Origin of the sequence: Aliarcobacter vitoriensis (assembly GCF_048320235.1) — a bacterium.
Classification (GTDB): domain Bacteria; phylum Campylobacterota; class Campylobacteria; order Campylobacterales; family Arcobacteraceae; genus Aliarcobacter; species Aliarcobacter vitoriensis.
In genome coordinates, this window is the sequence record NZ_CP182882.1 from 1,188,148 (window position 1) to 1,201,994 (window position 13,847).

The window sequence follows — 13,847 nt, forward strand, 5'->3', positions numbered from 1 at the left end:
AATTGTAATCAAGTTCTTCTAAAATTCCATAAATTCAATACAAAGGTCGATTTTGTTGAGTAATTTTCAATCACAAAAAAAACGAAGAGAACTAAATGAGAAGCTTATAAAATATGCACTTATTTTTGCAGCTGGTATCTCTATTTTAACAACTTTTGGTATTTTATTCTCAATTTTATTTGAAGCAATAGAGTTCTTTAAGTTAAGAAGCTTTTGGTACTTTTTAACAGGTACCCAATGGACTCCAGGAACTGCAAATAGCCAATTTGGTGCTTTACCTATTTTTGCAGGAACATTTGTAATTACAGTTATAGCTTTGCTTGTTGCCATTCCTATTGGACTTGGAAGTGCTATATATATGAGTGAATACGCAAGTCCAAAATTAAGAGATTATCTAAAACCTATTTTGGAAGTTCTTGCAGGTATTCCAACTGTTGTTTATGGTTTCTTTGCAGCTATTACAGTTGCTCCTTTTGTTGTAAAAGCAGCAAACTTTTTTGGGCTTGAAGCAACATTTAATAGTGCTTTAGCATCTGGAGTTGTTATGGGAATTATGATAATTCCTTTGGTTTCTTCACTTTCAGATGATGTTATAAGAGCTGTTCCAGATAGTCAAAGAAAAGCAGCATTTGGTTTGGGTATGACACATGGAGAAACTATCAAAAACATAGTTTTACCATCGGCTATGCCAGGTATTATTTCAGCATGTCTTTTAGCTTTATCAAGAGCTTTAGGTGAAACAATGATTGTTGTTATGGCAGCAGGTTTACGACCAAATTTATCTATAAATCCTCTTGAAGATATGACAACAGTTACAGTTACAATTGTAAACTCTTTAGTTGGAGATTTTGAGTTTAATTCACCAGAAACACTTTCAGCCTTTGCTTTAGGTTTAGTACTGTTTATCGTAACTTTGGTTTTAAATATGATTTCATTGTCATTGATAAGAAAATTTAAAGAAAAATATAAAGTGAATACATTATGATAAAAAGAAATAAGAAAAATAAACAAAACAATCCATTTTATGACCCAACTTTGAAAAAAAGACATGCTAGTGCAGCAAGATTTAAAAAGTTTACTATAACTTCTTTGGTATTTTCAGTAGCATTTTTAGCTTTCTTTCTTTTTGATATGATTGGAAAAGGTATTCCAGCTTTTAATATAGCTTATGTAAAAGTTGATGTAACTTTCAACGAAAAAACATTGGATGATACAAGATTGGCAGTTCCAAGTGAATTTAGAAATATAGTTTCAAGAGCAGCTTTAAGAGATTTACCAAAACTATTAGAAGAAAATCCAGAGTATAAAGATTCAACACAAAATCTTTGGATTTTAACAAATCACCAAGTTGATCAATACATAAAAAATCACCATCACAATTTGAAAGATAAAGAAATAGCAATAGTTGATGAACTATATTCAAATGGTTTGATAGAAAAAAGATTTAACTCTTTATTCTTTTTAAATGGTGACTCAAAAATACCTGAATATGCTGGTATCTTCTCATCAGTTGTTGGTTCAATTTTAACTTTAATCATAACAATGCTTGTTGCATTCCCAATTGGAGTTATGACAGCAATTTACCTTGAAGAGTTTGCAGGTGATAATAAATTTACAAGATTTATAGAGATAAATATCAACAACCTTGCAGCTATTCCATCTATTTTATTTGGTCTTTTAGGTCTTGCAATATTTATAAATCTTTTTGGTATGCCAAGAAGTTCACCTTTAGTTGGAGGATTAACTCTTGCTCTTATGACACTACCAATTATAATTGTAAGTTCAAGAGCAGCTTTAAGAGCAGTTCCAGATAGTATTAGACAAGCTGGATATGGTTTAGGATTAAATAAAATTCAAGTAACACGAGATCATGTTTTACCTTTAGCATTTCCAGGAATTTTAACAGGTTCAATCATCGGTTTAGCACAAGCTATGGGAGAAACTGCTCCTTTAATCATCATAGGTATGATTGCATTTATTCCAGATGCTCCAACTATGGTTACTGGTGCAGCAACTGTTATGCCAGCACAACTTTTCACTTGGGCTGGAATGCCAGAAGGTATGTATATAGAAAAAACAGCTGCAGGAATTTTGGTATTATTGACAATACTAATTTCACTAAATGCAATCGCAATTTATCTTAGAAAAAAACTTGAAGTAAAATGGTAAAAGGAAAAAAATGAGTACAGAAATCAAATCAAAAATAGATGTAAAAAATTTAAATCTATTTTATGGAACAAATCAAGCTTTATTTGATATAGATGTAAATTTATACCAAAATAAAATCACAGCATTGATTGGACCATCAGGTTGTGGAAAATCAACATTTTTAAGATGTATAAATAGAATGAATGATTTAATCCCAATAGTTAAAATAGATGGACAAATTATCATAGATAAGAAAAATATATATGATAAAGATGTAGATGAAGTAAGTGTTAGAAAAAAAGTAGGAATGGTTTTTCAACAACCAAACCCTTTTCCAAAATCTATTTATGACAATGTTGCTTATGCACCTTTAAAACATGGGCTTGTAAGAAAAGGAAAAGAGTGTGACGAGTTAGTTGAAACTTCTTTAATTAAATCTGGACTTTGGAATGAAGTAAAAGATAAATTAACACAACCAGGAACTTCACTTTCAGGTGGTCAGCAACAAAGACTTTGTATAGCTAGAACAATCGCTATTAAACCAGAAATTATTCTAATGGACGAGCCAACATCTGCACTTGATCCAATAAGTACAGAAAAAATTGAGGCTCTTATGCTTGAGTTGAAACAAGATTATACGATTATAACTGTAACTCACAATATGCAACAAGCTGCAAGGGTTGCTGATTATACAGCATTTTTTCACTTAGGGAAATTGATAGAGTACGATATAACAGAAACTATTTTTGTTAATCCACACAATAAAAAAACAGAAGATTACATAACAGGGAGATTTGGATAATGTTAAAACCATACGAAATAAAACTAGCAACAGTAAAAGAAGAAGTAAAACAAATAGGATTTTCAGTAATTGAAGCTTTAGAGATTTGCTTAAAAGCTCTAAATGATAGAAAAATTGAAGATTTAAGTAATGTTGAAATAAGTGAGAAAAAAACTCTTCATAAATCAAACGAAATAGATAATATTATCGTTGGAACAATGGCTTTATATGCACCTGAAGCAAAAGATTTAAGAAGATTAGTATCTTTTCTAAAAATTACAAATGAATTAGCAAGAACAGCTGCAAACACAAAAGATTTTGCAAAAATGTTTAAAAAATCATATTCAAGTGATTTAGATACAAATGTTATTTTAGAATATGCAATTCCTCTTTTAAAATCAGCATTATTGTCTTTACAAACTGCAACTTCTATTATTGATGAAAAAGATGAAAAACATATAGAAGAGAAATATCATAGAGTTATAGTTGAAGAGAGTAAAACAGATGATTTATACCTTATGATAGAGAAAAATATTTTAAAGCTAATTTCAAAAAAATTAGATTTATCAAAAGAGTATTTTGATATTTTAAGTAGTTTAAGAAGATTAGAAAAAATTGCTGATAGAGCAGTATCTATTGCAAGATTATTACAATTTGCACAAGTTGGTGGAGATATTGAACAATCATAATAGCGAAATCTTTTATATTAGACATTTTAAAAAAGCTATAAGAAAAATTTCAAAATATTTTAGTTCACATTTTGAAGTTTTAGTTGCAATAATTATCTTTTTAACGATACTTATTGCTGGTCACGACTTTTATAAAGCAATCATCTTAATGTTAGAATTTATTGTTATTATGGAAGTTGTGAAGATGATTTCAGAATTTATAACAAAAGAGACTTTAAGACTTAGATATGTACTTGATATTTTTATTATATTTTTAATAAGAGAAGTTATAATTCTAGCTACGAATAAAAATAGAGAGTATTTTGATATTGTTTTTCTACTTTTAGTTATATTTATATTCTTTATTTTTAGAATATTAGCTATAAAATTCTCTCCACAAAATGATAAAAAACAAGATGTGATACAAAATGAACAATAAACTAATTTTAATAATAGAAGATGAAGAAGATATCTTGGAACTTCTTGAATATACCTTACAAAAAGAAGGATATGAAACAATAGGGTTTTTATCTATAAATGACAATGTAAAAAAAGTTTTAGAAGAAGAAACTATTGATTTAATATTGATGGATAGAAATTTAAGTGGTATAGAAGGTACCACTTTTATTTCTAGTATTAAAAAAGATGGTTACTCTACACCAGTTATTTATGTAACAGCAAAAGATAAAGATGAAGATATCATAGAAGGATTTGAGTATTATGCTGATGATTATATAACAAAACCTTTCAACATAAAAGAACTAAGTGCTAGAGTAAAAGCTGTACTCAAAAGAACATCAAAAGATGTAGAAATATTAAAAGTAAAAGATATTTTATATAACTCTTCAAATAAAAAATTTTATATTGAAAATATTGAAGTAGAATTAACACAACTTGAATCAAACCTACTTTTAGAATTCATAAAAAATAAAGATATTCTACTCTCAAGAGAATATTTATTGGAAAAAGTATGGGAAGACTCTTTAGATAAAAAAGAAAAAACTGTAAATGTGGCTATAAAAAGACTAAAATCAAAAATAGACCCAAAAAACAAAAAAAATTATATAAAATCTGTTAGAGGTGAAGGTTACATATTTTGCTAAAAATTCACCAACTATTTTTACGAACATATCTTACAATATTTGTTGCAATATTATTGACTGTAACACTCACTACTTATTTTTGGGCAAAAAATCTATATATAAATCAAATAGAGAAAAACCTTTTACAAAATATTGATACTTTAATAGTTGTTTTAGAAAATTCAAAAGATATAAATAGCTTAAAAAGTATTGTTCAAAATCTTAGTTCAAAACTATCTTTAAGAATATCGTTAATCAATGCTCAAGGTGATGTGATAGCTGAAAGCCACAAAAATTTAGATGGAATAAATAACCATAAAAATAGAGTTGAAATAATAGAAGCAGAGAATATTGGTCTTGGAAAAGATATAAGAAAATCTGAAACTTTGGATAAAGAACTTTTATATGTAGCTAAAAAAACTATCATTAATGAAGAAATATTTTATATAAGAATGTCTGATTATACAAATAAAATCACTGATAATTTTATGAAATTAACTTTAGAAATATTTGCATATATATCTATTTTCTTATTTATTGCATTTTTGGCAACCTATTTTATAAGTTTAAAAATAAAAAAAGAGACTGATTTCATACTTCATTTTTTAAAAGAATTGACAAAAAAAAGAAAACCAATGTTATTAAAATCAAATTATACTTTTGAATTTTATAAAATAGCAAAACTACTAAATAAAGTAGCTATAAAATTGGCTAAAAAAGATAAAGCCAAAGCCAAACACACAGCAAAACTGACTATTGCGAATAGACAAAAAGATGACATTATATCAGCTATTTCTCATGAGTTTAAAAATCCAATAGCTATAATTTCTGGGTATAGTCAGACTTTACTGGATGATAAAGATATGCCAAAAGATATGAAAATCAAATTTTTAAATAAAATATTTTCAAACTCAAATAAAATGGCACAAATAATAGATAAATTAAGATTAACTTTAAAATTACAAGAACAAAAACAAGAGCTTATTTTAAGTTCAATATCTATAAAAAAGATTTTAGAAAACTCAATAAGTGACTTAAAATTTAAATATAAAAATAGAGAAATAAAAGTTGTTGGTGATGATATTTATCTTAAAGTTGATGAAACTTTAATTTCAATAGCAATATCAAATCTAATAGAAAATGCTCTTAAATACTCAAAAGAAGAAATAGTAGTTGAAATCACAAAAAATTCTATTGCAATTATAGATAAAGGCATAGGAATAAGTAAAGAAGAACTTGAAAAAATAAAAAAGAAGTTTTATAGAGTTTCAAATAATGAATGGAATAACTCTTTAGGATTAGGATTATTTATAGTTCAATCTATATTAAAATTACACAATTTTAGACTTGAAATAGAGTCTCAAATCGATGTTGGTTCAAAATTTATAATTTATCATTAAAATCTACTTAATTTAAGCAAAACAAAAGCAATACTTAACTATTATTCCAACTTATTATTGAAAGGGAGTTAATAAATGAAATTTACTCAAATGGCAAAAGCCAACGAAATCGAAAGATCTTGGGTTGTAGTAGATGCAGAAGGTAAAGTATTCGGAAGAATTATTACTGAAGTTGCTACAATATTAAGAGGAAAAAATAAACCTTGTTTTACACCTAACGTTGATTGCGGAGATTATGTAGTAATTATCAATGCAAGTAAAGCTAAATTTACTGGTGCTAAATTAGAAGAGAAAAACTACTATACACACTCAGGTTATTTTGGAAGTACAAAAACTCACAAAATGTCAGATATGATTGAAAAAAACCCTGAAAAATTGTATAAATTAGCTACTAGAGGTATGCTTCCAAAAACTACTCTTGGTAAAGCTATGTTAAAAAAATTAAAAGTATATGCAGGAAGTGAACATCCTCATACGGCTCAAATTAAAGGATAATAGTAATGGCAAAAGTATATGCAACTGGAAGAAGAAAAACTGCGATAGCAAAAGTATGGTTAGAGTCTGGAAATGGACAATTAACAGTTAATGGTCAAACTTTAGATGCTTGGCTAGGTGGTCATGAGTCTATCAAAAAAAGAGTTTTACAACCATTACAAGTAGCAAAACAAGAAGCATCTGTAAATGTTGTTGTTAAAACATTGGGTGGTGGATATTCTGCTCAAGCAGACGCTGCAAGACATGGAATTTCAAGAGCTTTAGTTGCTTTTGATGAGCAATTTAGAACAATTTTAAAACCTCATGGTTTATTAACTAGAGATGCTAGAAGTGTTGAAAGAAAAAAATACGGAAAGAAAAAAGCAAGAAAATCTTCTCAATTCTCAAAAAGATAATTGGTATTTTTCTTTATTTTTCCAAAGGAGTGGTTTTATCACTCCTTTTTTTATGCCCTATTTACTAAGGTTATATGACATCTCTTTTTTATATGCCATATCCCAAAACATATATTCAAATTCAACACTAGATATAAAAATTTCTTCAATTTTTTCCTTCTCTTTTTGTGTTTTATTCTCAACCAATTTATCAACTGCATCATAAAACCATTCAAATGATTGTTCAAAAGCTTCTCCAGAATACATCTCTATCCAAGATTTATAAAAATTATCTTCTAAATTATCTTTATATTGTTCTTTTAACCTTTTCCCATAATCGCAATAAGTCCATGCACAAGGAAATACAGTAGCTAAAATCTCTACTAAATCACCTTTTTGTGCAACTGCTAACATATTTGAAGTGTATGCTCTGCTAAATAATGAAGCTTTTACATTTTCTACTTCTTCTTTTTTAATTCCAAACTCTTTCATATATTCTCGATGAACTTGCATTTCATCTACAAGAGTACTATGCAATATTGAACTAAGCCTTGCTAACATCTCTTCATCTTCAGCTTTTAGTATTGCAACAGCAAAAACTTTTGAATACTCCAAAAGATATAAATAATCTTGTAATAAATAGAATTTAAATTTTTCTTTATCTAATGTACCTTTTCCTAACTCTTGTACAAAAGGGTGATTGTATCCATCTTCCCAAACTTTTTGGGCTTTATTTTTTAAACTTTTTGAAAATGACATTTTTATCCTTTATTATTTTTTGATATATTCTATCATAATTAAAAAGTTAAAGCCAATTTATGGGATTTTTTGTAAAAAAACTATAAAATATCCTATGAAATTTTTAATAATCAACCTAATTTCTTTTATATCGCTAAGTGCTTCAACTATTACTTTAAGTATGAGTTCAAGCCCAAGTAGATTAAATCCTGTTTTAGCCAATGATACTGCAAGTTCTGAAATATCTGATTGGCTTTTTAATGGACTTTTCAAATATGATAAAAATGGAGATATAACAACTGATTTAGCTTCATCATATAAATTTGAAACACCAACCAAACTGATTGTAAAACTAAAAGATAATTCCTTTTGGCATGATAAACAAAAAGTTACTTCAAAAGATATAGTTTTTACTTACGAGCAAATCATAAATCCAAAAGTTTTTAACTCCATAAAATCAAATTTTAATGAAGTTGAGAATGTAAAAATAATAGATGATTTAACAGTTGAGATAAACTATAAAAAACCATATTTCAAAGCACTTGAAACTTGGATGGTTGGACTTTTACCATATCATATTTTAAAAGATGAAGAAAATCTAATGACAAGCTCTTTTAACAAAAATCCAATAGGTACTGGTTCATATATGTTAAAAGAGTTTAAAGTTGGTCAAGATATAGAACTTATCGCCAATCCTGATTATTTTGAAGGAAAGCCAAAAATTGATAGTATTTTATATAAATTTTTACCAGACTTAAATACATCTTTTTTATATCTAAAACAGAAAAAACTCGATATTGGAACACTTGACCCAATACAACTAAATAGACAAATAGATGATAATTTTAAAAAAGATTATACAATCATACAAAAACCAGCTTTTACATATAGTTATTTGGGATTTAATTTAAAAGATGAAAAATTTAAAGATAAAAAAATCAGAGAAGCTATATCTTTAGCGATAAATAGACAAGAGTTAGTTGATATTTTGTTTTTTGGATATGGACAAGTTTGTAATGGTCCATTTATGCCACACTCTTATGCTTACAATGAAGAAGTTAAACCCATAGTTCAAGATATAAAAAGAGCAAAAGAGTTACTAAAAGAAGCTGGATATGATGAAAAAAATCCTTTTACATTTGAAGTTATTACAAATACTGGAAATGATATAAGAGTAAATGCTGCTCAAATACTTCAATACCAACTTCAAAAAATTGGTGTTAATATGAAAATAAGAGTTATGGAGTGGCAAGCTTTTTTAAATACAATTGTACATCCACGGAAATTTGAAGCCATACTTTTAGGTTGGTCTATGCCTTTAACTCCTGATGCTTATCCTCTTTGGCATAGTTCTAGTGATAAATTAGGTGGATTTAATCTAGCTGGATATAAAAATGATAGAGTTGATGAACTCATAGAAAAAGGTATAAACACTATAAATAAAGATGAATTATCACTGATTTATAAAGAGATTTTTAAAACTATTACTGATGATTTACCATATCTTTTTTTATATATTCCAGATGGAATTACTGCTGTTAATAAAAAAATAAAAAATATTGAACCAACTTTTACAGGGATTTTACATAATCAAAAAGATTGGGAAATAAAGGAATAAATTTGAAAAACAAAATAATACTTTTTGATTTAGATGGAACTTTGATAGACTCAACAGATGCGATAATATCTACATTTAGATTTGCTTTTAAAGAACAAAACTTTGATTTTACTGGAACTGATGAAAATATAAAAGATTTGATAGGGTATCCACTTGATATTATGTTTGAAAATCTAGGAGTTGAAAAAGTCAAGGTTTGGGATTTTGTAGATAGCTATAAAAATAGATACAAAGATATTTCAGTTGCACAAACACTCCTACTTGAAAAGGCTTTTGAAGCTGTAAATCTAGCTTCAAGTTTTGCAAGACTTGGAGTAGTTACAACAAAAACTAGGATTTACTCAACTCCTATTTTAGAGAACTTTGATATTTTGAAACACTTTGAAGTAATCATTGGAAGAGAAGATGTGCAAAATCCAAAACCACACGAAGAACCTATTTTAAAAGCTTTACAAGGTTTGAATTATGACGATACAAAACATCAAGCTTTTATGATAGGAGATACAAAACTTGATTTAATCTCTGCTTCAAATGCTTCCATAAAATCTATTGGAGTATTATGTGGTTACTCAAATGAAGAAGAACTTCTAAAATATACGGATATTGTAAAAAAAGACTCTTTTGAAGCTGTAAAATATCTAGCAAATATATGAATATAAACTCTATTTTTCAAATGCTACTAGCTTTGCTAGTTGCTTTTTGTGGTTCAATTTTATTTATATTTTTGCATCTTCCTTTGCCTTGGCTTTTAGGAAGTATTTTTGCTACAAGTTTACTCATAAGATTTGATAAAATTCCAATACAAAGCCCAAAACTATTTTCAGCACCAGCTAGAATTTTGATAGGGCTTACTATTGGAAGTACTTTTACACCGCAAATTTTAGAGTTTATTCCACACTATGCAATAAGCCTTTTATTGGTAATTCCTTTTACAATTTTAGTTATATTTTTTGGAACATTTTACTACTACAAAGTTTTAAAATATGATTTAAAAACCTCATATTTAGGCTCAATGCCTGGTGGTGTAATAGAAATGGTGATAATCGGACAAGAGTTAAAAGCTGATACTTCAAAAATAACTTTGATGCAAAGTTCAAGGCTTTTTTTTGTTGTAGTATCTTTACCTTTTATAATTCAATATATTTTCCAAATAGACATTCGTGGTAACCAACTTTTAACAACGCCTATAAAAGATATAAATATGTTTGATTTTTCATATATCTATATTTTTTGTATATTTGGTGCTTTGTTGGCAAAAAAGTTAAAACTAACCGCTGCTTATTTAATAGGTCCTATGATAGTAAGTATAGTTTTGTACTCTACTGGTTTTGTAAATACTCATATTCCAGATGAATTACTGAAATTTATACAAATTGTTTTTGGTTCAATCATAGGATTTACTTTTAGAAATGTTAGCCTAAAAACAATCCTTAAAACTTTGGTGGCTACTTTGGGACATTTTGCTATTTTGATTCTTTTGTGTGCTATTTTTATAGCAATTATATTTTATAGTTTAGATTTTAAGGCGTTGGATATATTACTTGCCTTTGGTCCTGGTGGTCAAACAGAGATAAACTTGATAGCTATTTTGGTTGGTGCAAATTTACCTTATATAACTTTGCACCATATTGTAAGACTTTTTATTGTGATGAATATTGCACCAATTATTGCTAAAAGGTTGAAGTAATTATAGTTTAATTTAATTTTTCTATTTTTTCTTCAAAATCTTCATAATAACTTAAAAACAAATCAATATTTATCTGATTTATAAACTCATTTATATAAGATTTTAGTTTATCTATATTTGTAAAACTTTCTGCAAATTCTTGTTCAAGCTTTATATAAATAACAGTTCCTGAATATTCCTCATTTACGCAAGAGTTTACAGATATTTCACCATTTTGTATTTTACATTTATATGCAGTATCTTCACCAATTTTTTTAGATATTATTGAAATATTTTTTGATACTAAAAAAACTGCTAAAATATCAGATATTTTAGTAAGTTCAATAAGTTGATCTTTACTAAATCCTATATATTGATTGATCAGATGGCTCAAAATATACTTCAATACGACCTTTATATTCTTTTAACTCATTGATAAATCTTTTTTCTTTTTTTAGTTCTTCTAGTTTTATTACTGATTTATTAGCATTTAAAATCAATTCTCTTAAAAATAACTTTTTATCAATAAAACTATCTTTTTTCAGACTATCTAATATTTCATTATTAAAAATTTGTTTCACATCAATTCCTTTATAATTTAAATAAGAATTATATGATAAAACAATTAATTATGTATTAATTATTCTAATACTTATATTAAATTAATAGTAAGCTATCCAACAAACTATTTACAACCTCATCAAAGCCACTATTTACAGCTTTTACAAAACCATAAGCATCATTTGTTTCGCATAATATCTCTTTATCAAAATTGTATGATTTCAGAATTTTATTATCTGTTATCAAATCAAATTTTATTTTCAAAATAGCATAAGATTTATCAGCTTTAAATGTTTGATATATTTTTATAACTTCAGTTTTTAAAGCATATTTATACTCTATTTTTTTATCTCTTAAAACTATATTTTCAAAAATATTACTTGATATAAAAGAGTCTGTGAGTTGATTATATATCATATTACTTGGAAGATTTACCCATCTATTTTTTACATACTCTTCAAACAAATATGGTTTTGTATTGTAAAAAATTGATGTTAGATTAAAACTTCTATTTACATTTACATCTTCTATAAAAATTGAGTTAAATTTTGCTTTATCCACTTTTGCACTTGATTTAAAATCAATTGAGTAGTGATTTATATCTACTCTTTGTTGTTTAAAACTACACCCTGCAAATACCAAAATCAATAACAGTGCTAAAATCTTACTTCTCATTTTGCTCTCCTGGACCATATTTTATATTTTTTTGTTTAAACAATAAATCACTTGGGCTTTCATTTAAATTTTTTATTAAATCTTGAGTTTGATTTAGATTCTTTTCTAAACTTTTTAAAACTACATTTATATTATCAATACTATCTTGAGTTAGCCCTTTTATATCAAAAGTTCCATTGTCAAAATCCTCTTTCATCTTTGTTGTAAGTGCTTTAAAGTTATCAGCAGAAGATTTTACACTAACAAAAGATGAGCTTCCTATAACTGTAAAATCTTTGATTTTATTTAATAATTCATCAATTTTATTCTCATTTGTTACTAAATAAGAAGTTAGCTTTTCAATATTTTGCATACTACTATTACTTTTTGAAATAAGAGAAGATATATTTTCCAAATTCTCATCATTTAAAACTTTTTTAATTTGACTTAGAACTATCATAAACTCTTTTGTAATATCTTCAGTTGAATCTACAAGATTACTTAAAGCTGATTTCTTTGAATGAATTACTTTCATTCCATATTCATTTTCTTTTAAAAGTTTTGCTTGATTGCTACCACCTTTTAACTCTACATATTTAAGCCCTGTAATACCCAAATTTCCTAAAATCCCATAATTATCCTCTTTTATAGGAGTTCCTTTTTGGATTTGAAGTTCTATTTCTATTTGTTCAGAATTATATGGATTTATTTTTATATTTTTTACAACTCCAACATCAAAACCTTTATATTTTATAGATGAACCGATATTTAATCCTGAAATAGACTCTTCAAAATGTATAAAATAATCATCATATTTTTTATCTTCTAAACCATATTTGCCAAGCCAAAATATAGCAATCACAAGTAAAAAAGATATTACACTTACAAATAAACCTATCCTAAAAAAATTGATTTTTGTATTCATCAGTCTGCCTTTTTATGTGTTAAAAAATCTTGTATAAACTCATCTTTTGAGTTTAAAGCTTCATTTATATTTCCATCAAAAATTTTCTCTTTTTTTATGATTATAAATCTATCTAAAACCGTTTTGATTGTTTCTAAATCGTGAGTTATTATAACTATTGTGATATTTAGATTTTTCTTTAAATAAAGTAAGAGTTCATTTACTTGTTGTGTACTTGCTGGGTCTAGCCCACTTGTAGGTTCATCTAAAAATAAAAGCTTTGGTTGCATAGCAAGACTTCGTGCAAGAGCAACTCTTTTTTTCATACCACCACTAAGTTCACTAGGATATAGTTTTGCTGTATGTTTGGGAAGTCCTACAATATCCAAATTTGTATAAGCTATTTTTTCTATCAAAGATGATGGCAAATTTGTGTACTCTTTTAACATCACACTTATATTTTCAATCACATTTAAAAATGAATACAATGCACCAAATTGAAAAAGATATGAAAAATCCAGTTTTACTTTTTCTATATCTTGCATAGATAGTTTTGAAATATCTTTATCAAAGATTTTTATAGTTCCCTTTTGAATTTTATTTAACATAACTATCTGTTTTACCAATACACTTTTTCCACTACCACTTCCACCTAAAACTCCAAATATTTCACCCTCTTTTACACTAAAAGATATATCAGAATGAACTATATTTTTTCCAAAAGCTGTATGAAGATTTGAAACTTTTATAATATCCAT

General features: G+C 26.8%; 18 protein-coding genes. 12 read left to right on the forward strand and 6 right to left on the reverse strand.

What is annotated here, in order from left to right; genetic code table 11:
• The first annotated feature begins 55 nt into the window (after positions 1-55).
• The 9 genes from pstC (at position 56) to rpsI (ending at position 6,969) form a co-directional block, all read left to right on the forward strand.
• Entirely contained in the window at positions 56-985 is a 930-nt protein-coding gene (gene pstC / locus ACNSOS_RS05985; RefSeq protein WP_418184566.1) for a phosphate ABC transporter permease subunit PstC, read from the forward strand.
• Positions 982-2,169 carry a phosphate ABC transporter permease PstA gene (gene pstA / locus ACNSOS_RS05990; protein WP_418184567.1) on the forward strand — a complete coding sequence of 396 codons (1,188 nt, stop codon included), beginning with the start codon at positions 982-984 and terminating at the stop codon, positions 2,167-2,169. Before pstC ends, pstA begins: the two co-directional genes overlap by 4 nt.
• Positions 2,170-2,179: 10 nt before the next feature.
• On the forward strand, positions 2,180-2,950 hold the full coding sequence (gene pstB / locus ACNSOS_RS05995; RefSeq protein WP_113894789.1) for a phosphate ABC transporter ATP-binding protein PstB: 771 nt from the start codon (positions 2,180-2,182) through the stop codon (positions 2,948-2,950).
• The gene (locus ACNSOS_RS06000) at positions 2,950-3,618 is read left to right on the forward strand and encodes a phosphate signaling complex PhoU family protein (protein WP_113894790.1); all 669 of its coding nucleotides are present in this window, start codon (positions 2,950-2,952) and stop codon (positions 3,616-3,618) included. Before pstB ends, ACNSOS_RS06000 begins: the two co-directional genes overlap by 1 nt.
• On the forward strand, positions 3,605-4,036 hold the full coding sequence (locus ACNSOS_RS06005) for a hypothetical protein (RefSeq protein WP_235826981.1): 432 nt from the start codon (positions 3,605-3,607) through the stop codon (positions 4,034-4,036). Before ACNSOS_RS06000 ends, ACNSOS_RS06005 begins: the two co-directional genes overlap by 14 nt.
• Positions 4,026-4,700, forward strand: a complete 675-nt coding sequence (locus ACNSOS_RS06010; protein WP_418184568.1) for a response regulator transcription factor — start codon at positions 4,026-4,028, stop codon at positions 4,698-4,700. Before ACNSOS_RS06005 ends, ACNSOS_RS06010 begins: the two co-directional genes overlap by 11 nt.
• A complete protein-coding gene (locus ACNSOS_RS06015) occupies positions 4,694-6,079 on the forward strand; it encodes a sensor histidine kinase (protein ID WP_418184569.1) in 1,386 nt (461 codons plus the stop codon). The genes ACNSOS_RS06010 and ACNSOS_RS06015 overlap by 7 nt, the downstream gene beginning before the upstream one ends.
• Before the next feature lie 75 nt (positions 6,080-6,154).
• Entirely contained in the window at positions 6,155-6,574 is a 420-nt protein-coding gene (gene rplM, locus ACNSOS_RS06020; protein WP_113894793.1) for a 50S ribosomal protein L13, read from the forward strand.
• A 5-nt stretch (positions 6,575-6,579) separates the two neighbouring features.
• Positions 6,580-6,969 carry a 30S ribosomal protein S9 gene (gene rpsI / locus ACNSOS_RS06025; RefSeq protein ID WP_113894794.1) on the forward strand — a complete coding sequence of 130 codons (390 nt, stop codon included), beginning with the start codon at positions 6,580-6,582 and terminating at the stop codon, positions 6,967-6,969.
• A gap of 57 nt (positions 6,970-7,026) precedes the next feature.
• On the opposite strand, the gene tenA is transcribed toward rpsI, so the two are convergent.
• On the reverse strand, positions 7,027-7,707 hold the full coding sequence (gene tenA / locus ACNSOS_RS06030; protein WP_418184570.1) for a thiaminase II: 681 nt from the start codon (positions 7,705-7,707) through the stop codon (positions 7,027-7,029).
• A gap of 94 nt (positions 7,708-7,801) precedes the next feature.
• On the opposite strand from tenA, the gene ACNSOS_RS06035 reads away from it, so the two are divergent.
• From ACNSOS_RS06035 to ACNSOS_RS06045, 3 genes are read left to right on the forward strand one after another with little or no spacing between them, the layout of a single operon-like run.
• Positions 7,802-9,304: a peptide-binding protein gene (locus tag ACNSOS_RS06035; protein ID WP_418184571.1), complete on the forward strand. Its 1,503-nt coding sequence runs from the start codon at positions 7,802-7,804 to the stop codon at positions 9,302-9,304.
• A gap of 2 nt (positions 9,305-9,306) precedes the next feature.
• Positions 9,307-9,957, forward strand: a complete 651-nt coding sequence (locus ACNSOS_RS06040) for an HAD family hydrolase (protein WP_418184572.1) — start codon at positions 9,307-9,309, stop codon at positions 9,955-9,957.
• The gene (locus ACNSOS_RS06045; protein WP_418184573.1) at positions 9,954-10,991 is read left to right on the forward strand and encodes an AbrB family transcriptional regulator; all 1,038 of its coding nucleotides are present in this window, start codon (positions 9,954-9,956) and stop codon (positions 10,989-10,991) included. Before ACNSOS_RS06040 ends, ACNSOS_RS06045 begins: the two co-directional genes overlap by 4 nt.
• Positions 10,992-10,998: 7 nt before the next feature.
• Here ACNSOS_RS06045 and ACNSOS_RS06050 read toward each other — a convergent pair whose 3' ends face one another.
• The 5 genes from ACNSOS_RS06050 to ACNSOS_RS06070 all read right to left on the reverse strand — a co-directional run bounded on the left by ACNSOS_RS06050 (position 10,999) and on the right by ACNSOS_RS06070 (position 13,847).
• The gene (locus tag ACNSOS_RS06050; protein ID WP_418184574.1) at positions 10,999-11,364 is read right to left on the reverse strand and encodes a hypothetical protein; all 366 of its coding nucleotides are present in this window, start codon (positions 11,362-11,364) and stop codon (positions 10,999-11,001) included.
• Complete coding sequence (locus ACNSOS_RS06055; protein ID WP_418184575.1) at positions 11,330-11,551, reverse strand: hypothetical protein; 222 nt, start codon at positions 11,549-11,551, stop codon at positions 11,330-11,332. Before ACNSOS_RS06055 ends, ACNSOS_RS06050 begins: the two co-directional genes overlap by 35 nt.
• A gap of 76 nt (positions 11,552-11,627) precedes the next feature.
• A complete protein-coding gene (locus tag ACNSOS_RS06060) occupies positions 11,628-12,206 on the reverse strand; it encodes an ABC-type transport auxiliary lipoprotein family protein (protein ID WP_418184576.1) in 579 nt (192 codons plus the stop codon).
• A complete protein-coding gene (locus tag ACNSOS_RS06065) occupies positions 12,196-13,110 on the reverse strand; it encodes an MlaD family protein (RefSeq protein ID WP_418184577.1) in 915 nt (304 codons plus the stop codon). The genes ACNSOS_RS06060 and ACNSOS_RS06065 overlap by 11 nt, the downstream gene beginning before the upstream one ends.
• On the reverse strand, positions 13,110-13,847 hold the full coding sequence (locus ACNSOS_RS06070; protein ID WP_418184578.1) for an ABC transporter ATP-binding protein: 738 nt from the start codon (positions 13,845-13,847) through the stop codon (positions 13,110-13,112). The genes ACNSOS_RS06065 and ACNSOS_RS06070 overlap by 1 nt, the downstream gene beginning before the upstream one ends.